This is a genomic window from Ruegeria sp. AI2 (assembly GCF_056541275.1).
In genome coordinates this window covers 1,381,170-1,399,676 of record NZ_JBQFYB010000001.1, presented here as the reverse complement: position 1 = coordinate 1,399,676, position 18,507 = coordinate 1,381,170, and the positions used below count along the sequence as shown (strand labels likewise).

Sequence of the window (18,507 nt, the reverse complement as noted above, 5' to 3'; positions counted from 1 at the left end):
TCCGGTCCCCGAGCCATGGCAAGACGCGTTATCCGGCTGCGCCTTCTGACTGAAGCGTCCGGAAATACCGGATCGTTGCGTCCAACCCTTCCTTCAGCTGCACTGTGGGTTCCCAGTTCAGCAGGGTCCGCGCCAGTGTGATATCGGGCTGACGTTGTTTCGGGTCATCCTCTGGCAATTCCCTGAAACTGACAGGGGTTTCTGCCCCCACAAGAGCCTGCACTTCACGGGCCAGTTCGTTCATCGAGAATTCGTTGGGATTGCCCAGATTAACGGGGCCGGTGACGTCCTTGCCTGTGTCCATCAGGCGGATGAACCCTTCGATCAGATCATCCACGTAGCAGAATGACCGGGTCTGCGTGCCGTCGCCAAAGATCGTGATCGGCTCGCCCGTCAGGGCCTGCATGATGAAGTTCGACACAACACGGCCGTCGGCGGGGTGCATTCGGGGGCCGTAGGTGTTGAAGATGCGGGCGACCTTGATCTCCAACCCCATCTGACGGTGATAGTCAAAGAACAACGTCTCGGCACACCGCTTGCCCTCGTCATAGCACGAGCGCGGACCAACCGGGTTGACGTTACCCCAATAGTCTTCGGTCTGCGGATGAATGGTCGGGTCGCCATAGACCTCGGAGGTTGAGGCCTGAAAGATCTTGCATTTCAGGCGTTTCGCCAGGCCCAGCATGTTGATTGCGCCATGCACGCTGGTCTTGGTCGTTTGCACCGGGTCGTGTTGATAATGCACGGGTGAGGCGGGGCAGGCGAGGTTATAGATCTCGTCCACTTCCACAAACAGCGGGAAGGTCACATCGTGGCGCATGAACTCGAACCGCGGGTTGCTGTGCAGATGGTCGATATTGCGCTTGGTGCCGGTGAACAGGTTGTCGACGCACAAAACCTCATGCCCCTGATCCAGAAGCCGGTCGCACAGATGCGAGCCTAAAAACCCGGCCCCACCGGTTACGAGAACACGTTTTCGACTGTCATAAAGGCGGGCCATTGCAAATCCTTAATCGTTAAATCCAAGCCAGCTTGCCACGAGGAAGCCGGGTCTTGATCTGATTAGTAAACCGAAGGGATTTGAATTGCAGTAGATTTTGGTTTTTTGAAGGCGCGTGTGGTGGTGGTGGGTCTTCCGCCCAGTCAATGCTTGATGCGAGGCAGGTTGAACGAGTGCAGGTTACTTTTTAGGCACGCATTAGGAATCTAATTAGGAAGGGTGAAAACGAGGAGTCATCTAGAGGCAGTAAAAAACTGCTGTGCGCATCCATCGAAAATTTTTGGTTAAGTAATTATTTTCGCATGAATAAAGCTGATTTTACTCCTGAGTTGTTCAATATCGCCTACATTCTTCTGTTTATGAATCACTCGGTGACAGGTTGGGCAAAGTACTAGGAAGTCGTCTGGAATTTTGTACCTGCGAGTTTCACCTTCTGAGAGCTCTCGAATTGGTTTTGCATGGTGAACATCAAGTGGAACGTTCTTGATTGGGCCTTCATAACGATAATGTTCAATTGGCGCTAAACCGCAACCCTCGCATTCAATTCCGCGACGTTCCAAAACCCGTAACCGTACATTCTTTGCGCGTTCAATTCTTTTAGAAAGGACATAATTCCTGGTCTCGTGGATGTCAGTTGACCCAGACTCCTCCATCATGGTGTCGACAGGAGTTCTACCTCCTCGGTCTACAAGCACCTTATATGCTGCAAGCATCATTTCCAGGTCTTCGTAAAACTGGTTGGGATCGATCGCATCTGCTTGGTAGACCCTGCCAAACGCGTGACCAGCAACATACCCGGCTGGAAGCTTTTCCGTCGAGCCCAGATCGATGCTATCACTGTCAAATCTTTCAAAAAACTCAGGAATTCTTTCTGTTATATCCACTGCACGACGTGCGAGAATGCTCCGCCCTTTGTCATTTTCTCCGAACTCTCGGTAAACTTCGGTCGTGCCTTGATTGAGTGAAAGCACTATCTCTTCAGTTTGAGCGTTAATAAGGTAAACGACATAGTAACCGCGAGTTGCAGTGTCGGTTACGAGCGGATCGAAGAAAGCCAACCACGGTACCGAAGCCCATCGCGATTGCCCGACACTTGCTTTAACTTCCAATTCGTATGGCAGGAAGACTAGACGCTTCTTTGCTTCTATCGCTATGTCGTGCCGTACAAAATTTCCAAAGTTACTCCCAGAGAAACTTTTAGCACGCTCAAAGACGTACTCGCGCGCGAGACGCGATAAATACTCATGAAGCATTTAGGTTACTCAAACATCCAGCTCCTCCACAAACCGCGCGTTTTCCTGAATATACTGGAACCGCAGTTCGGGCTTCTTGCCCATCAGACGCTCGACCAGGTCGCCGGTTTCGCCGGGTTCATCCTCGTCGATGGTGACCCGGATCAATTTCCGGGACTTGGGGTCCATCGTGGTCTCTTTCAGGTCCTTGGCGTCCATTTCGCCCAGACCCTTAAAGCGGGACACGTCGATCTTGCCCTTGCCGCCCAGACCTTTATCCAGCCATTCGTCGCGCTCGGCCTCGTCCAGACAATAGACGCGTTTGGCACCCTGCGTCAGGCGGTACAAAGGCGGGCAGGCCAGGTACAGGTGGCCCGCGTCGATCATCGGGCGCATCTGGGTGAAGAAGAATGTCATCAGCAGCGAGGCGATATGCGCCCCGTCCACATCCGCGTCGGTCATGATGATGACCTTGTCATAGCGCAGGTCGTCAACGTTGAATTTGGTGCCCAGCCCGACACCCAGCGCCTGCGTCAGATCGTTGATCTCGGCATTGGTGCCCAGTTTCGAACTGGCCGCGCCCAGCACGTTCAGGATCTTGCCGCGCAGGGGCAGCAGGGCCTGCGTTTTGCGGTCACGACCCATCTTGGCCGAGCCGCCCGCAGAATCGCCTTCGACGATGAATAATTCGGTGCCGTCGCGTGTTGAACTGGAACAGTCCACCAGCTTGCCGGGAAGACGAAGTTTCTTAGTGGCGGACTTGCGTTGTGTTTCCTTCTCGGCCCGACGGCGCAGGCGTTCTTCGGCCCTCAGGATGAGGAAGTCGAGGATCGCGCCGGCGGATTTCGTATCAGCCGCCAGCCAGTTGTCGAAATGGTCGCGGACCGCGTTTTCGACCAGCCGCTGCGCCTCGACCGTCGCCAGACGGTCCTTGGTCTGGCCCACGAATTCCGGCTCACGGATAAAGCACGACACCAGCGCGCAGCCACCTGTCAGCAGGTCGTCGCGGGTGATCTGCGCGGCCTTCTTGTTGTTGATCAACTCGCCATAGGCCTTGATCCCCTTGAGGATCGCAGCCCAGAAACCGGCCACATGGGTGCCGCCTTCGGGGGTGGGAACGGTGTTACAATAGGACTGGATGAACCCGTCACGCGACGGTGTCCAGTTGATCGCCCATTCGACCTTGCCGGGGGTGCCGAATTTCTCGTTGAAATCGACGGTGCCCGCAAAGGGTTGCTCGGCATAGGTGGACGAGCCGTTCATCGTCTCTTTCAGGTAATCAGACAGACCGCCGGGAAAGTGAAACGAGGCCTCAAGCGGGGTTTCACCGTCATCGATGGCGGTTTTCCAGCGGATTTCGACGCCCGAGAACAGATAGGCCTTGGAGCGGATGGATTTGAACAGCCGCGCGGGTTTGAACTTGTGATGGCCAAAGATGTCCGGGTCGGCGTGGAAGGTCACCGTTGTGCCGCGCCGGTTCGGGGCCGCGCCAACCTTTTCGACCGGGCCAAGCGGGACGCCGCGCGAGAAACGTTGTTCATATAGCTGCCTGTCCCGCGCCACCTGCACAACCATCGAATCAGACAGCGCGTTCACCACCGACGCACCGACACCGTGCAAGCCGCCCGAGGTCTGATAGGCCTTGCCCGAGAACTTGCCACCCGCGTGCAAGGTACACAGGATCACCTCCAACGCGGACTTGCCCGGAAATTTCGGATGCGGGTCGATCGGGATACCGCGCCCGTTGTCACGGACGGTCAGGGCGTAGTCGGAATGCAGCTCGACCTCGATCCGGTTGGCAAAGCCTGCCACCGCCTCGTCCATCGAGTTGTCGAGGATCTCGGCCAACATATGGTGCAGCGCACGCTCATCCGTGCCGCCAATATACATGCCGGGGCGTTTGCGAACCGGTTCCAGCCCTTCGAGCACCTCGATCGAGGAGGCGTCATAGGTAGAAGTGGCGCTGGGCGTCAACAGATCTTCGGGCATGGGTGCTGCTCTTGTTTTTGGGTTTCCGCCATTATGGCAGGTGATGTGGTCCGGGGGAAGAGGGGCGCGAGGTGTTGTGCGTTTTCTGTCAAGCCGCTTGCAATCCGTGCAGATAACCAGTCCTTTGATCCCGGTATAGCGGAGGTGCATAAATGAGCTGGATCAGAACCGTTCCGTTCGAAGAAGCGACTGGAAAGTTGAAGAAACTCTACGAACGCGTGACCGGGCCGAACAATAACGTAGACAACATCATGATGGCACACAGCCTTCGCCCGCATTCGATGGAAGGCCATATGGCCATGTACAAGGCGGTGCTGCATCATTCGGGCAACAAGATACCGAAATGGTTTCTGGAAGTGCTGGGGGTTTGGGTCAGCTCACTGAACCGGTGCGGGTATTGCGTCGAGCATCACTTTGCAGGTCTTCAGCGCTTGCTGGGTGATACGGTGCGTGGCAACGCGATCAGAGCAGCGATTGAGGCGCGCGATCCCTCGGCTGCACCGCTGGATGCGGCGCAAATGGCTGCGATGGATTATGCCCGCAAGCTGACCGAAGCGCCGGGCGATCTGGTCGAGGCGGATGTCAGCGCCCTGCGCGACGCGGGGTGGGATGATGGCGAAATCCTCGAGATCAATCAGGTCTGCTCCTACTTTTCATATGCAAACCGGACGGTTCTGGGGCTTGGGTGCTCAACCGATGGTGATGAGTTGGGCTTGTCGCCGAACAACTCTGACAACCCTGACGATTGGGGGCACCGGTAAGGTGCTACAGATATCGTTGGCGCTGCGACAAAAGCTGCTTGGCTTGCCGTTGCGCGCGGGCGGGGCCTGTTACGTCTGGCCAGTCCATCCCAGAATGGCCTGTGCCACGGCCTGCGGGTTTTGATGATGCAACCAATGATCGGTCCCAGGAATCGTGACACGGGTGAGGTGGGTGGCAAACGCCTCCAGCCCCTCAGTGGCTTCTGGTAAAAGGGCTTTGTCATCCGGCCCCCAAATCAACAAGTGCGGACACCTGACATGCAACCGGTCGAGCGGCAGGTCGGGCAGGTCTGTCGCGGGGACACCGGGTTTGGCGATAACGAGCGGAGAGGCTCTGTACCAATTCAGCATCGCCTGCAGCCGACCGGGTCGGGCCCATTCAGTGCGGTAGTCGGCCATGCGAGCTTCGGTCAACCAATCCAGCCCCATACCATGGCGAAAGAACTGTTCCAGCATCACAAAGTTGTTTTCGGACAGTTTTTGTGCGGCATCGGGTGCTCGCAGCAGATTGATATATTGCGAGGCTGTGGATTGTGCGCCACCTGAGGCCATGGCGCGTTGAAACGGCACCGGATGTACGCCGTTTGCAATGATTAACCGATCAACGAGTTCCGGGCGGAACATGGCAACGCCATAAGCCACCGATGCGCCCCAGTCGTGACCCAGCAGCGCAACTGGCGCGCCGCAGGTTTCAATCAGTGCGGCCATGTCTGTGACCAGTTGCGACAGGGTATAGTTCTGCACCCCTTCGGGACACCAGCTTTGGCCATAACCGCGCTGGTCCGGAGCAATACAATAAAAGCGTTCTGCCAGATGAGGCGCAAGATCGGCCCAGGCACCGCTGTATTCGGGGAAACCATGCAGCATCAATAATGGTGGCGCGGCTTTGTCGCCCCATGTCCTGACGTGGAAAGAATGGCCGTTCAGCTTGAAAAAAGACGTCTGCATTGGAACAAGGGATCCGCGCTGGAAATCATGGGTTTTTGAGGCATCTATTTGACACCAATCAAAGCGCATTTCCGAGCTTTCTGCTAGCCACCCTTCAGGACAGTAGAAAAGGACAGGATGTATGGACGTCATTGCCACGACCAACGCAGAACCCACCCAGATCAAGACCACGCTCGCCAAAGACACCGACCCTTCAGCGCCCAGCCCCGAGAAAATCCGGCAGGCGTTTGAAAGTGGGAAATACCCCTATTGCCGCAAAATGGCCCGGTCGGTGTATGAGACGCAAAAAGCCAATCTGCAGGCCGAGCTTTTGAAGGTTCAGCTGTGGGCGCAGGAAACGGGGCAGCGGTTTGTCTTGTTGTTCGAAGGGCGCGATGCCGCCGGCAAAGGGGGTACGATCAAGCGGTTCATGGAGCACCTGAACCCGCGTCAGGCCCGTGTCGTTGCATTGAACAAACCCACCTGGGAAGAGAAAGGCCAGTGGTACTACCAGCGCTACATTCAGGAGATGCCGACCGTAGGCGAAATGGTGTTCTATGACCGGTCCTGGTACAACCGCGCGGGTGTGGAGCGGGTCATGGGGTTCTGCACGCCCAACGAATATCTTGAGTTCATGCGGCAAACGCCTGAGTTGGAACGGATGCTGGTGCGCTCGGGCATTCAGCTATACAAATACTGGTTCTCGGTTACACAGCAAGAACAGCAGCGCCGCTTCAAAAGCCGCGAAACCGACCCCCTGAAGCAATGGAAACTGTCGCCCATCGACAAGGCAAGCCTCAGCAAGTGGGATGATTATACCGAGGCGAAAGAAGCCATGTTCTTTTACACGGATACGGCTGACGCACCCTGGACGATCATCAAGTCAAATGACAAGAAACGCGCACGCCTGAACTGTATGCGTCACTTCCTGTCCTCGCTGAATTACCCCGGCAAGGATCACGATATCGTGGGCGAGCCTGATCCGCTGATCGTAGGGCAGGCGCATCACGTTATTCACCGGTCCGAGCATATTCTGGGTACGGCTCTGCACCCCGACGCCCGCTGATTGCAAAGATGCCCGGCCTCAGGAAACGGTCGGGCATAAAAGTCTCAATATGAAATATTGCCGATCCGCTCTTGTCCCGCGCCAACGGCGCGCATATGGCTGGAGCGATGACAAAGGTGATGACATATCCGGCCCATTTTCGGGCTATTGCCGTTCTCGGCCTGCCACTGGTTGGCGGTCATCTGGCACAATACGCAATCGGCTTGACCGACACCATCATGCTGGGTTGGTACGGGGTCGAGGCGTTGGCGGCTGTTACCTTGGCCAACAGTTATTATTTCGTGTTGTTTTTGTTCGGTGCGGGATTTGGCTGGGCAGTCATGCCCATGGTGGCCACAGCGGCGGCGGAAGGGGACGAAACCAGCATTCGCCGCTCGACCCGGATGGGGCTATGGTTGTCGTTGCTGTATGCCGTGGTTGTCATGCCCTTGCTGTGGTGGTCCTATCCGATCCTGATCGCCATGAAGCAGGAACCGCAAATTGCTGAAACCGCAGCCGAATATTTGCGAGTTGCCGGTTGGGGATTGTTTCCGGCCCTCATTGTGATGGTGTTGAAAAGCTATCTGGCGGCATTGGAGCGAACGCAGATTGTTTTGTGGATCACAATTGCGGCGGCGGCTGTGAACGGGCTGACCAATTATGCGCTGATCTTCGGCAACTGGGGTGCCCCCGAACTGGGCGTGACAGGGGCGGCAATCGCCTCGATCACGACACAAGTTGTTTCGCTGATCGCGGTTGTTATCTATGTGGTCCGGACGTTGCCAGAGCACAGCCTATTCCAACGGTTCTGGCGACCGGATTGGGAAATGTTTGCCAGCGTATGGAAGTTGGGTGTACCCATCGGCTTGACCACATTGGCCGAAGTTTCACTGTTCGCGACTTCTGCGGTGATGATGGGCTGGCTGGGTCAGGTCCCGCTGGCTGCGCATGGGATCGCCCTGAATCTGGCTTCAGCCACTTTCATGGTTCACCTGGGGTTATCAAATGCGGCGACCATCCGGGCTGGCAATGCGCTGGGTCGTCGGGACAGGGCGCATCTGGAAAAGGGCGCAATTTCCGTGACTGGTATGTCGCTGGTCATGTCGGTGGCAACCATCATTCTGTTCCTGACCTGCGCCGAGCCTTTGATTTCCCTGTTCATGGAAACAGATGACCCGCAGCGGGGCCAAATCCTGACTATCGGTACCGGATTGCTTGCCATGGCGGCGTTGTTTCAGCTGGTCGACGGCGCGCAGGTGATTGCGCTGGGCCTGCTGCGCGGGTTGCAGGATGCCAAGATCCCAATGGTCATGGCGGCGCTCAGCTATTGGGTCGTAGGGATTCCCGCGTCGTATTATTTCGGCTTTGTCCGTCATATGGACGGCATCGGCGTCTGGCTGGGCCTGGTGCTTGGTCTCGCCTTCGCGGCTGTGCTTCTCATGACTCGGTTCTGGATGTATTCGGTACAGCAGATACAGGCATCGGCCGAGCCCGCCTAGTCTTTGTCCAGCCGATCTGCCTTTTTTCGCACCAGTACCGTACGCAGGTCGTGCATGGCCATCAATAACCTGTCTGTCACATCCTCCAGCTGCGTGTCGCTTGCCTTGGACTGTGCCCATTGCGTGGTCAGATTCAGATAGTCGACCGCGCGATGGATATCGTCAATGTCGCGCTGGGCCAGCAGGGCCCGGCGCTCTTCCATCCATTGGGCAATCTCGGCCTGATCCCGGTCTGACAGCGTCCGCTGCCCGTGCGGCTTGACCTCGCCATTGCGGATATTGATGACGGCAATCTGGTCCATCTCGATCCGGCGCTGACGGTTTTCCGTATCGATCCGAAACACCGCAGCACCGTTTTCACGTATGCGAAAGTAATACTCAGGCAGTTCGGCGGACATGGTCACCTCAGAGAAGCACAAAAACGCTGGATGCGGCTGCAAGCTTCGGTCAGTGCCGCGTCGGACGTAGCATAGCTGACGCGGAAATTCGGCGACAGGCCAAAGGCGGCGCCAAATACGACAGCTACGTCGGCCTCTTCCAGAAGTGCGGTTGCAAAGGCTTCGTCGTCTACCAGATCTGTCCCAGCGGGCGTCGTCTTCCCGATCAATCCGGCGATAGACGGATAGACATAAAAGGCCCCTTCGGGTGTGGGGCAGGTGACGCCGTCAATCTCGTTCAGCATCCGAACCACCAGATCGCGTCGGCGCCTGAATGTCTCGTTATTCGTGGCCAGAAAATCCTGAGTTCCGTTCAGGGCCTCGACGGCAGCCCACTGACTGACCGAGCAGGGGTTCGAGGTGGATTGCGACTGGATCTTGCGCATGGCCGCGATGATTTCGACCGGACCGGCAGCATAACCGATGCGCCAACCGGTCATGGCATAGGCTTTTGAAACCCCGTTGCAGGTGAGCGTCCGGTCAAATAGACCGGGTTCAACCTCGGCCGGGGTGCAGAACTCAAACCCGTCATAGGCCAGATGTTCGTACATGTCGTCGGACATGATCCAGACATGCGGGTGACGCATCAGAACATCGGTCAGCGCCTTCAGCTCATCCCAACTGTACCCTGCGCCCGTCGGGTTCGAGGGCGAGTTAAAGATGAACCACTTTGTCTTGGGCGTGATGGCGGCTTCCAGTTGTTCTGGGGTCAGCTTGAAACTGTTTTCCAGCGTCGTCTCGACCACAACAGGGGTGCCCCCGGCCAAAAGCACCATATCGGGGTAGCTGACCCAGTACGGTGCAGGGATGATCACCTCGTCGCCTTCATTCATCGTCGCCATCAGAGCATTGTACAGCGTTTGCTTGCCACCGGTCCCGACCGAGATCTGGGCCGGCGAATAGTCCAGCCCGTGGTCACGTTTCATCTTGGCACATGCCGCTTGTTTCAGCTCGGGGATGCCGTCCGGCGCGGTGTATTTGGTTTTGCCCGCTGCGATGGCCGCAACAGCGGCGTCTTTGATGTTCTGGGGCGTGTCAAAATCCGGCTCACCAGCGCTTAGGCCGATGACATCACGTCCGGCGGCCTTCAGCTCGGCTGCCTTGGCTGTCATGGCGATGGTGGGTGAAGGTTTGACGCGTGACAGTGTCGCAGACAGAAAACTCATGCTCGGCCTCGGTTTGTATGTTCAGCCCGACTGTCATAGGGTGCGTCCGAGTGACGATCAAGCAGTATAGACAATGTGAGATGGAGACCCAAATGAATGACGAAAACGACTGGTACGGTCCGGATTCTGCGACATTCGGAGACCGTCTGGCAGGCGCACGCGAAGCCGCGGGAATGACGCAGGCGCAACTGGCGCGGCGTCTTGGGGTCAAAAAGGCGACAATTTCAGATTGGGAAAACGATCTGTCCGAACCCCGGGCCAACAGGCTGTCAATGATGGCGGGCATGGTCAATGTCTCGATCATGTGGTTGTTGACCGGCGAGGGCGACGGCATGGATGCGCCTGTGGATGAAGGCGAAGGCGGCATGGAACTGTCCTCGGCCGTGGCTGAACTGCGCGCCATCCGCGCTGAGATGCGCGCCTGTTCCGAACGCGCAGCGCGTCTGGAAAAGAAAATGCGTCAGATGCTGGAGCAGAAGAATTGAGCGAACCCCGGGATGTGCGCATCAAGCGCATGCAAATGCGGTCGATGCGACGCGGCATCAAAGAGATGGACATTATCCTGTCCGCCTATGCCGGTCGCAATCTGGCCGACATGGATACCGCCGGGCTGGATGTCTATGACGCGCTGTTGCATGAAAACGATCAGGACCTTTATCAATGGGTTACAGGGCAGGTGCAGCCTCCGGCGCGATTTGCCAGCCTGATTGCAGACATAGCGCAAACCTTTCAGAAATAAGGCAAAGTTCCGCTTAACCGATTTTTCGGATTTTGGGTTCATCGTGTGTCAAACAGCGCGACTGAATCGGAGGGTCGGATGAGTATGGAAATGCAGGTCTCCACACGAGAGACTAAGGGTTTCATAACCAGCTATCTTGAGGCGCTGGCCCTGGTGGAGCGTCTGCACCGGTTGTTGCTGGATGTCATCAAGGACGAGTTTGAGCGCGTCGGCGTATTGGAAATCAATGCGGTTCAGGCGTTGTTGCTGTTCAATATCGGTGATCACGAAGTCACGGCAGGCGAACTGAAAAGCCGTGGGTACTATCAGGGCAGCAATGTCAGCTATAACCTCAAGAAACTGGTTGAGATGGGCTATATGCACCACCAAAGATGCGAGATTGATCGCCGTTCAGTTCGCGTGCGCCTGACGCCGCAAGGCAGGGAAATCCGCAATATCGTGTCCAAGCTGTTTGCGCGTCACGCCGAAGGCCTGCAAGGCAGAGGGGTGCTTGGGCTTGAAGGCATCGAAGATATCACCAGTTCGCTGCGTCGCGTTGAACGGTACTGGACGGATCAGATAAGGTATATCTATTGATCAGTGGCGGGCGTCAGACAGGACAAGACTGTCCAGCTCACGAAGAAGTTTGCGAGTCATGGCCTCTTCATACGCCTCAAAGCCCAGCGCCACTTCTACGAACGCGTTTGGCCCCAAAATGACCCAGGCTGAATAATAAGCTGAAAGTTCACCCACCTGAACATATCTTCGATCACCTTCTTTCGGATCGTCGGCGCCGATCACCAGCCCGTTAATTGTGATTCCGTCATGTCGTAAACTGGCTTTCACATCCCGTGGATGCGGTCCAAGGTTATGTTTACCATCCCCGGACAGATCCAGCGTACGGCGCCAGCATCCCCTTTGCTGATCAAGCAGGGAAGAGCCAAATAACATGGCCGACCCTAACGCCGTTCCTTGCGGCGCTGTGCTGCGCGAGGTTCGGATCAAACGATCACTGATTGCGATCAGGTCGGCGGGGGATCGTACTTCTGTCCACTCCAACAACATCCGTTCATGTCCACGCTCGCTCCATTCGAAGATCGCCAGACGTAAGGAGGTTGCGCCGTCCGACAACATCAGCTGGCTGACTTCGGGGCGGCTCAGGGTCGACGCCAGCCCGTCCAGTTGCAGCCTGTATTCCCGGCTGTCGACCGAACCCGACACATCCAGCCCCAGCGCAAGTGCCTGACGACACTCGCCAAAGGCAGGTCCTGATATCAGGCAAGCCAGAAAGACGATCACCTGACGTATCATGGGCCTTCATTCCGTAATGCACCGATTTGCAGACCGCTCAGTTCCCGTTTCAGTTTCTTTCGCATGGCGCGCTCGAAATCTTCAAACCCGGTCGCAATTTCCAAAAAGGCGCCGGGCCCGTGCAGGACATTATTTTCGAAGAAAGGGATCAGGAACAATTCTCCCTCGAAATCCGCCGCGTTGATCACAAGCCCATTCACGACAGTGTTTTGAAAGGGAAAGTGCCGATAGGCGATCTGCGGCCCATAGCCATCGTTGTTCGTGCCGTCGCCGGACAGGTCAATGGTTTGAAACAAGCATTGCGGCGCTTGCTTCATAAGGTTTGCACCGTATGCCAACGCATAGCCCATAGCTGTTGCTGATCCGCTGTCAGATCGGACGGATTGGCTGACCTGGTTGGATGCGAACAGCAGATCACCCACGTCATCGATCATTGTCCAGTTCAGGACGACATTTTGGGTTGAGCGGCCACTCCACTCATATACCGCCAGGGCAACGGGCATCGGTGAAGAAAAGAAGGCCTCTTGCACTTCGGGCGCAATCAAGGCGGCGGCCAACCCCTGCCGTTGCAACACATCTTCAGCCTCATCGACTGAAACGGAAATATCCATCGCCAAGGCCAGCGCCAAGCGACATTTCTCGGCCTTAACAGGGCTGGCCTGAACGACCAGCCCAAACGCTATCAGCCAACGGATCACCAGTGACCACTGCTCTCCATGCTGGCCCAGGGTTCGGCTGGTTCCAGTGCTTCTCCATTCTGCAAAAGCTCAACCGAGATGTTGTCGGGCGATCGAACAAAAGCCATGCGACCATCCCTTGGCGGGCGATTGATCGTAACGCCATTGTTCTGAAGATGTTGGCAAACCTCGTAGATATTGTCGACACCGTAGGCCAGATGGCCGAAGTGACGGCTGTCGGCTGGCAGCGCGTCATCGCCGTCCCAGTTGTACGTCAACTCGATCGGCGCCTCTTCCTGTCCCGGAGGGGCCATGAAGATCAGAGAAAATCGGCCGGTTTCACTGTCATACCGACGTGTTTCTTTCAGACCCAGAAGCTCGTAAAATGCCATGGATTTTTCCAGATCCTTCACGCGGACCATGGTGTGAAGATATTTCAGCGCCATTTCGGCCATCCTTTTTCGACTCACATTGCCAAGAGCTTAGCGCTCCGCCTCGATGTGTCGATAGAGCCCTCGTCAGGAATTTGATTTTTGCGCCGGTTGCGGCATATATCGCGGTTCCTGTGTCGAGATCGGCGATATATAGTAGTGGGCGACTCATTGCCAGAAAGGAAGATTCGATGCCGCTGTCCCCTGACCAACAGGCAGAGATCGACGCGCAACGCGCGCAATCGCATCCCACGCGTCGAGTTGTCTCGGCGGGAATGGAAGACCACCTGTACACGGCGCATCAGGTTCTGGATCATGGCTTTGTCCGCGTGATCGACTATATGGGGGACGATGCCGCCATCTGTCAGGCTGCGCGCGTTTCATACGGCACAGGCACCAAATCTGTTCAGAATGACGAGGGGTTGATCCGGTATCTGATGCGGCACTGGCATTCCACGCCATTCGAAATGTGCGAAGTCAAATTGCATGTGAAATTGCCTGTGTTCGTGGCGCGGCAGTGGATCCGGCACCGGACAGCCAATGTGAATGAATACTCGGCACGGTATTCAATTCTGGATCGCGAGTTTTATATCCCAGCCCCAGAACATGTGGCGGCACAGTCCGAAGTGAACAATCAGGGCCGTGGGGCAACGTTGGAAGGCGAAGAGGCCGCGCGTGTATTGGAAACCCTCAAGGCCGACAGCACGCGGTGCTATGACAATTACGAGTCCATGATCAGCCAGGACGGGCAACAGGGGCTAGCACGTGAACTGGCCCGCATGAACCTACCCGCAAACGTTTATACGCAATGGTATTGGAAGGTGGATCTGCATAATCTGTTCCACTTCCTGCGCCTGCGGGCCGACCCGCATGCTCAGTATGAAATCCGCGTTTATGCCGAGGCGATGTGCAAGATCGTCGCTGATTGGGTGCCGTTTGCGTATAAGGCGTTCGAGGATTACCGGCTGGGTGCGGTGAACCTGTCTGCCCAGATGGTCGAAAGCCTGCAACGCATGCTGGCAGGAGAGGCGGTCACGCAAGAAAACTCGGGGATGACAGCGCGCGAATGGCGTGAGTTTGAGGCGATCATTCGCAAATAGAGCTGACGAGCTGCATAGCTTTTGTCTATACGTATCGTCATGGAATTGTTACACTTGTTCCATGGCCCGCATTTTGCATCTTGCTCTGTTATGCCTGTTTCTTGGTCTCGCCTTGCCTGCGCAGGCCAAGTCCCCCATAGCTGAGGTTTTGTGCGAACCGACGCCCCGGTTGCACCAGAAACTGAAAAGGCAGTTCGGTGCGCGGCGCGTGGCATCGGGTGTTCGCGGGCCGGAACAGATTATGGAAGTCTGGGCAAGTCAGCACGGGGACTGGACCATGGTTGTCACCTACGCGACAGGCACATCCTGCATCGTTGCCATGGGCGACAACTGGAATACCCACGCCGACGCCAAGCCCGCGCGAGGGTAATGGAACGAAACCGGTGGGGGATGGATAACGGCCGGAAATTGGCCGTCATCCTTAATGATCTACCGCGTGTTTAGCGGGATGTCGTTACAGTGGTTTCAAATCAGCTGCCATTTGGCGGCCGTCGCGTCCGTCCTGCAACTCGTACGAAACTTTTTGGTTGTCTGCGAGTCCGGTGAGGCCGGACCGTTCTACGGCCGAGATATGTACAAACACATCTTTGCCCCCTTCGTCAGGGGCAATAAATCCATAGCCTTTGGTGGTATTGAACCATTTCACGGTGCCGGTTGGCATGTCCCGTGTCTCCTTCTACTTACGCATTGTCCCACAAATTGGTGGGGGCTGTGGTCAGCGTCACCACGGAAAAAACTGCGTAGCGCGTGCTGAACAGTCCAATTCGTGCGTTTCGCCTTTTTCAACATTGCATGGTGAAGTAAAAAATCAAGAATAACCGCAAGAAACGGGCAAGATTGCCTAAAAAGGAAGCAAGGGCAGGAGCGTCAAAGACATGCAGCTTTATGGATTGAAAAACTGTGACGCCTGTCGCAAAGCATTGAAATCACTACCAGACGCCAAGTTTTTTGACGTACGCAGCGACGGTGTGCCCGATTCGGTGCTGTCACGGGCCTTTGCCGAGTTCGGCAATGACTTGCTTAATACCAGATCGACGACATGGCGCGGATTGGACGAAACCCAGCGTGCCAAGCCCCCTTTGGAGCTTTTGAAAGAGCACCCGACCCTGATGAAACGCCCATTGATCGAAGTCGATGGCAAGCTGTTGTTGGGTTGGACAGCTGAAACCCTTGCTCAGCTTGGCATTTCCTGAACGGGTGCTTATCTGCGTGAAAGCTACAATGAGGATTTTCAATGCGTAATGCCGCAATGTTATTGGGTGTAATCGCCGGGTTGATCGGAATGATCGTCGGGTTCTTCGGCTATGCGAAGGTGGTCGTGGTTGACCATGTCGGCGAGATTGACGGAGTTCTAAGCCAGGTCGACAATCCTGATCTGGTGCAAGCCATTTCGATTATCGCGCCCTTGCTGGCAATCGCGGGCGGGGCCATGGCACCAGCGCGCGCGTTGATTGGCGGGGTCTTGTTGCTGGGGTCAGCGGCTGCGATGTACTACGCCTTTGGTTTTGGTGTTTTCACCATGTTCCCGATCACATTTGCCGGGATCGCCGGGATACTTGGGCTGGCCGCGGGAAAACCGGACCAGCCCAAGGCACATTTCTAAGTTACTTAAGGCGAAGGATCCGGTCGAGCGAGATCGGCCCTGCGCCGTTGATGACGATCACCAGCATCAGGAAGGTCCACATCGTGCGCTGATCCATCAGGGACGGCGCCGCGTCGAACAGGCTGCCCAGTTTCACGCCATGGCCGGTGACGTCGACAAGAGTCTGTACCCAGATAAAACCGATCATGCCCAAAGCCGCCAGACGCGAGAACAGTCCAACCAGAAGAAGGGTCGGAAGAACAAATTCGGCAATTGTTCCCATGAAGATGACGATGCGTTGGAAGAACGTCATTTGGGAGACGTCATAAAGAACAGCCTCGGCCGCTTTTGGGAATATCTGACCAAAGGCACCTGCCGAAGGCGAAAAGATCGATCCGTCGATCTTCAGCATGGCTGAGTTCCAGTAATAAACCAGAAGAACCGCAACAAAGACCAGTCGTGCCAGCGTAGGGGTCAACCAGCCAGACGCAAGGTCCAGTTTTCCCATGGTGTTATTGTAGGTTGAGATCAAAGCAGTCATGTCTCCAGCCTTTCGATAGTCACAGAGGTTATTGCACCGCCCTGCAACAGCAGTGCCAGAGTGGTTCCAAGATCAAATTCAGGCAGTTCGGCAGTCGTTTTTTCAAATGCTTCACCGATTGTGTCGCCGCTCAGCATATGGGCGATCCAATCTGCACCACCTGCCGGAAGCAGATTGGGTGTGGGATCGAATTCGGCGCGGGTGATCAACACATCCTCGGCCCGTGCATCCGGTTTCGGAGCATTGGTTTCCATGTTGAAGCGCCAGATTGCGTGAATGGGCCAATCCGAGCGGATCACCTGCATGGCCGGTGCAAACTGCAATCGGGCCTGCATGACCTGTTCGGGCTCGACCGCTAGGACATCTGCCGGTGCAGGTTCGCTGTCGGCGGCGTGGTAGGACTTGCGCAAGGCAATCTCCAACCGGGCCACGTCCGGCAGGTATCCAAGGTGGGAAAGTTGAGGCATGCCGGCCAGAAAATCAGGAAACGCCTCGCCATAAAACATCATCAGCGGAGAGGAGGGCGGATGTTGACGCAGGAAAATTCCGGCCAGCCCATCCATGTTCTGCGCCCCCAGCAATTTGGCAATCACGGGAAACGCCTGATGCATCGCCTCGGTCAGCGACACCGCAACATTGTTGCGGTACACGCTGAACCTGCGACCGGCAGGGCGCGCGCCGCCATCCAGTAATCCACCGGGAACGGGCGCTGACGCATCCATCATGGCCGCGCGGAATTCAGATTGCGAAACGCTCATACCGGTATCCGGTCCAGTGCGGATTGCGCGCGAACGGCCTCATTCCGCAGAACGGGCCAATCCGGCACATCCGTGTCCCATTCGATCAGAACGGGTTTTGGCCCCGAACGCTCCAGCACATAATCCAGCAGAGCCCACACCGGGTCGACCACTTCTCGTCCGTGACTGTCGATTAGCAGCGGATGACCGTGATCGTCTTCATCCTCATCATGGCCGCCAAGGTGAATTTCCGACACTTTTTCAAGCGGATAAGCGTCAATATAACCTTGCGGCGAGAAATCCAGATTGGTGGCTGAGACAAAGACATTGTTTACGTCAAGCAACAGGCCGCATCCGGTGCGCTTTGCAATCTCCCTCAGGAAATCAGGTTCGGACCAGGTGCTTTCCTTGAAGGCCAGATAGCTGGACGGATTTTCCAGCAGCATCTGCCGCCCGACAGTGTGCTGGACCTGATCGATATGTTCACAAACCCGCGCTAGAGTTTCGTCTGTATAGGGCAGGGGCAGCAGGTCGTTGTAGAAATGGCTGTCATGGGTGGACCAAGCCAAATGTTCGGAAAAGCTTGCGGGGTTCAGCCAGCCGACCAAGTGTTTCAGCCGGGCCAGATGATCGGGATCCAGCGCGCCTTCACCGCCAATGGACAGGCCAACGCCATGGACCGAGATTGGGAAATGTTCGGAAAGGTGGCGCAGCTGCGCCAAGGGCCGCCCGCCGTCGCCCATATAGTTCTCGGCATGGATTTCCAGCCATGCAACGGGCTGTGCGTGTTCAAGTATCTGAGCAAAATGTTGCGGCTTGTAGCCAACGCCCGGTGCTGCGGGCAGGCGGTTTGACCGGTGGGTGTCATCCAACATGGGCCAGTTCCTTGATCACGAAAGGGAAAGGGCGGGCGATGGTGCCCGCCCCTTGAAATCGTCAGGCCAATCTTATGCGGGCAGGTCGCGTTCCAGCGCTTCCAACGAACCTTTGCGCGGCGTGCCGTTTGCTTCCGCAGGCAGTTCGATGTCGGCGCAAGTGCCTGCGTCAACCAGGGTCCATGCGTTGCCCTGATAATCAACGGTCGAGGTGCCTGCGCATGTGGTGCCGGGGCCTGCGGCACAGTCGTTCTGACCGGCCAGCGATACACCATAGCACTTTTCTTTTGCTTGTGCGCTGGCTGTGGTTGCGGCACCCGATACGGCGGCTGCGACTGCGGTTGCGATAACCAGGGATTTAGCTGTTTTCGACATCTCGGTAATCCTCTTGATGACTGGGTATGTCTGCTTGTGACAATGACAAAGGTAGTGGCTTGGTGGGCAGAGTTGAATTCACGAGCCCGTGTCTCACAAGCGCG

General features: G+C 56.4%; 24 protein-coding genes. 10 read left to right on the top strand and 14 right to left on the bottom strand.

Annotated elements, in window-relative coordinates; all coding sequences use genetic code 11:
- Window positions 1–28 precede the first annotated feature (28 nt).
- The 3 genes from ACR0LL_RS07050 to parE all read right to left on the bottom strand — a co-directional run bounded on the left by ACR0LL_RS07050 (window position 29) and on the right by parE (window position 4,221).
- Window positions 29–1,000, bottom strand: coding sequence for a UDP-glucuronic acid decarboxylase family protein (locus ACR0LL_RS07050; protein ID WP_480585058.1), 972 nt, complete (start codon window positions 998–1,000; stop codon window positions 29–31).
- A gap of 284 nt (window positions 1,001–1,284) precedes the next feature.
- Window positions 1,285–2,253: an MrcB family domain-containing protein gene (locus ACR0LL_RS07045; protein WP_480585055.1), complete on the bottom strand. Its 969-nt coding sequence runs from the start codon at window positions 2,251–2,253 to the stop codon at window positions 1,285–1,287.
- 9 nt (window positions 2,254–2,262) lie between these two features.
- On the bottom strand, window positions 2,263–4,221 hold the full coding sequence (parE, locus tag ACR0LL_RS07040) for a DNA topoisomerase IV subunit B (protein WP_480585052.1): 1,959 nt from the start codon (window positions 4,219–4,221) through the stop codon (window positions 2,263–2,265).
- A 152-nt stretch (window positions 4,222–4,373) separates the two neighbouring features.
- Here parE and ACR0LL_RS07035 point away from each other — a divergent pair, with 152 nt between their 5' ends.
- Complete coding sequence (locus ACR0LL_RS07035) at window positions 4,374–4,982, top strand: carboxymuconolactone decarboxylase family protein (RefSeq protein WP_480585049.1); 609 nt, start codon at window positions 4,374–4,376, stop codon at window positions 4,980–4,982.
- Window positions 4,983–5,051: 69 nt separating this feature from the next.
- On the opposite strand, the gene ACR0LL_RS07030 is transcribed toward ACR0LL_RS07035, so the two are convergent.
- Window positions 5,052–5,930, bottom strand: a complete 879-nt coding sequence (locus ACR0LL_RS07030) for an alpha/beta fold hydrolase (RefSeq protein ID WP_480585046.1) — start codon at window positions 5,928–5,930, stop codon at window positions 5,052–5,054.
- Between the two features lie 121 nt (window positions 5,931–6,051).
- Here ACR0LL_RS07030 and ppk2 point away from each other — a divergent pair, with 121 nt between their 5' ends.
- Together ppk2 and ACR0LL_RS07020 are read left to right on the top strand one after the other, a co-directional pair.
- On the top strand, window positions 6,052–6,975 hold the full coding sequence (gene ppk2 / locus ACR0LL_RS07025) for a polyphosphate kinase 2 (RefSeq protein WP_480585043.1): 924 nt from the start codon (window positions 6,052–6,054) through the stop codon (window positions 6,973–6,975).
- A gap of 107 nt (window positions 6,976–7,082) precedes the next feature.
- On the top strand, window positions 7,083–8,453 hold the full coding sequence (locus ACR0LL_RS07020; protein WP_480585040.1) for an MATE family efflux transporter: 1,371 nt from the start codon (window positions 7,083–7,085) through the stop codon (window positions 8,451–8,453).
- Here ACR0LL_RS07020 and ACR0LL_RS07015 read toward each other — a convergent pair.
- Both ACR0LL_RS07015 and ACR0LL_RS07010 read right to left on the bottom strand, forming a co-directional pair.
- Window positions 8,450–8,851, bottom strand: a complete 402-nt coding sequence (locus tag ACR0LL_RS07015) for a hypothetical protein (protein WP_480473472.1) — start codon at window positions 8,849–8,851, stop codon at window positions 8,450–8,452. The genes ACR0LL_RS07020 and ACR0LL_RS07015 overlap by 4 nt on opposite strands.
- 2 nt (window positions 8,852–8,853) lie before the next feature.
- Complete coding sequence (locus ACR0LL_RS07010) at window positions 8,854–10,056, bottom strand: pyridoxal phosphate-dependent aminotransferase (protein WP_480585038.1); 1,203 nt, start codon at window positions 10,054–10,056, stop codon at window positions 8,854–8,856.
- Window positions 10,057–10,148: 92 nt separating this feature from the next.
- Between ACR0LL_RS07010 and ACR0LL_RS07005 the strand changes: the two genes are divergently transcribed.
- The 3 genes from ACR0LL_RS07005 (at window position 10,149) to ACR0LL_RS06995 (ending at window position 11,371) form a co-directional block, all read left to right on the top strand.
- Window positions 10,149–10,541 (top strand): helix-turn-helix domain-containing protein, encoded by a 393-nt coding sequence (locus ACR0LL_RS07005; RefSeq protein ID WP_267366820.1) that lies wholly within the window; start codon window positions 10,149–10,151, stop codon window positions 10,539–10,541.
- Window positions 10,542–10,570: 29 nt separating this feature from the next.
- Window positions 10,571–10,795, top strand: a complete 225-nt coding sequence (locus tag ACR0LL_RS07000) for a succinate dehydrogenase assembly factor 2 (RefSeq protein ID WP_480558342.1) — start codon at window positions 10,571–10,573, stop codon at window positions 10,793–10,795.
- A gap of 78 nt (window positions 10,796–10,873) precedes the next feature.
- Window positions 10,874–11,371, top strand: coding sequence for a MarR family winged helix-turn-helix transcriptional regulator (locus ACR0LL_RS06995; protein ID WP_480585036.1), 498 nt, complete (start codon window positions 10,874–10,876; stop codon window positions 11,369–11,371).
- Here the strand turns inward: ACR0LL_RS06995 and ACR0LL_RS06990 are convergent, their stop codons facing one another.
- From ACR0LL_RS06990 to ACR0LL_RS06980, 3 genes are read right to left on the bottom strand one after another with little or no spacing between them, the layout of a single operon-like run.
- Complete coding sequence (locus tag ACR0LL_RS06990) at window positions 11,372–12,085, bottom strand: DUF1194 domain-containing protein (protein WP_480585033.1); 714 nt, start codon at window positions 12,083–12,085, stop codon at window positions 11,372–11,374.
- On the bottom strand, window positions 12,082–12,783 hold the full coding sequence (locus ACR0LL_RS06985) for a DUF1194 domain-containing protein (protein WP_480585031.1): 702 nt from the start codon (window positions 12,781–12,783) through the stop codon (window positions 12,082–12,084). Before ACR0LL_RS06985 ends, ACR0LL_RS06990 begins: the two co-directional genes overlap by 4 nt.
- A complete protein-coding gene (locus ACR0LL_RS06980) occupies window positions 12,780–13,208 on the bottom strand; it encodes a VOC family protein (protein WP_480564111.1) in 429 nt (142 codons plus the stop codon). The genes ACR0LL_RS06985 and ACR0LL_RS06980 overlap by 4 nt, the downstream gene beginning before the upstream one ends.
- 176 nt (window positions 13,209–13,384) lie before the next feature.
- Here ACR0LL_RS06980 and thyX point away from each other — a divergent pair, with 176 nt between their 5' ends.
- Window positions 13,385–14,293 (top strand): FAD-dependent thymidylate synthase, encoded by a 909-nt coding sequence (gene thyX, locus ACR0LL_RS06975; RefSeq protein ID WP_480484204.1) that lies wholly within the window; start codon window positions 13,385–13,387, stop codon window positions 14,291–14,293.
- Between the two features lie 61 nt (window positions 14,294–14,354).
- Window positions 14,355–14,663: a hypothetical protein gene (locus ACR0LL_RS06970; protein ID WP_480585027.1), complete on the top strand. Its 309-nt coding sequence runs from the start codon at window positions 14,355–14,357 to the stop codon at window positions 14,661–14,663.
- Window positions 14,664–14,747: 84 nt separating this feature from the next.
- Here ACR0LL_RS06970 and ACR0LL_RS06965 read toward each other — a convergent pair whose 3' ends face one another.
- Entirely contained in the window at window positions 14,748–14,954 is a 207-nt protein-coding gene (locus ACR0LL_RS06965) for a cold-shock protein (RefSeq protein WP_008758035.1), read from the bottom strand.
- Between the two features lie 214 nt (window positions 14,955–15,168).
- Between ACR0LL_RS06965 and ACR0LL_RS06960 the strand changes: the two genes are divergently transcribed.
- Together ACR0LL_RS06960 and ACR0LL_RS06955 are read left to right on the top strand one after the other, a co-directional pair.
- Complete coding sequence (locus ACR0LL_RS06960) at window positions 15,169–15,486, top strand: ArsC/Spx/MgsR family protein (protein ID WP_480585024.1); 318 nt, start codon at window positions 15,169–15,171, stop codon at window positions 15,484–15,486.
- A gap of 41 nt (window positions 15,487–15,527) precedes the next feature.
- Window positions 15,528–15,896: a hypothetical protein gene (locus ACR0LL_RS06955; protein ID WP_480484201.1), complete on the top strand. Its 369-nt coding sequence runs from the start codon at window positions 15,528–15,530 to the stop codon at window positions 15,894–15,896.
- A 1-nt stretch (window position 15,897) separates the two neighbouring features.
- On the opposite strand, the gene ACR0LL_RS06950 is transcribed toward ACR0LL_RS06955, so the two are convergent.
- The 4 genes from ACR0LL_RS06950 to ACR0LL_RS06935 form a co-directional block, all read right to left on the bottom strand.
- Window positions 15,898–16,416, bottom strand: coding sequence for a DoxX family protein (locus ACR0LL_RS06950; protein WP_480504609.1), 519 nt, complete (start codon window positions 16,414–16,416; stop codon window positions 15,898–15,900).
- A complete protein-coding gene (locus ACR0LL_RS06945) occupies window positions 16,413–17,174 on the bottom strand; it encodes an HvfC/BufC N-terminal domain-containing protein (RefSeq protein WP_267365393.1) in 762 nt (253 codons plus the stop codon). Before ACR0LL_RS06945 ends, ACR0LL_RS06950 begins: the two co-directional genes overlap by 4 nt.
- Entirely contained in the window at window positions 17,171–18,028 is an 858-nt protein-coding gene (gene bufB, locus ACR0LL_RS06940) for an MNIO family bufferin maturase (RefSeq protein WP_480585021.1), read from the bottom strand. Before bufB ends, ACR0LL_RS06945 begins: the two co-directional genes overlap by 4 nt.
- A gap of 72 nt (window positions 18,029–18,100) precedes the next feature.
- Window positions 18,101–18,403, bottom strand: coding sequence for a BufA1 family periplasmic bufferin-type metallophore (locus ACR0LL_RS06935; RefSeq protein WP_267365389.1), 303 nt, complete (start codon window positions 18,401–18,403; stop codon window positions 18,101–18,103).
- Window positions 18,404–18,507 lie beyond the last annotated feature (104 nt).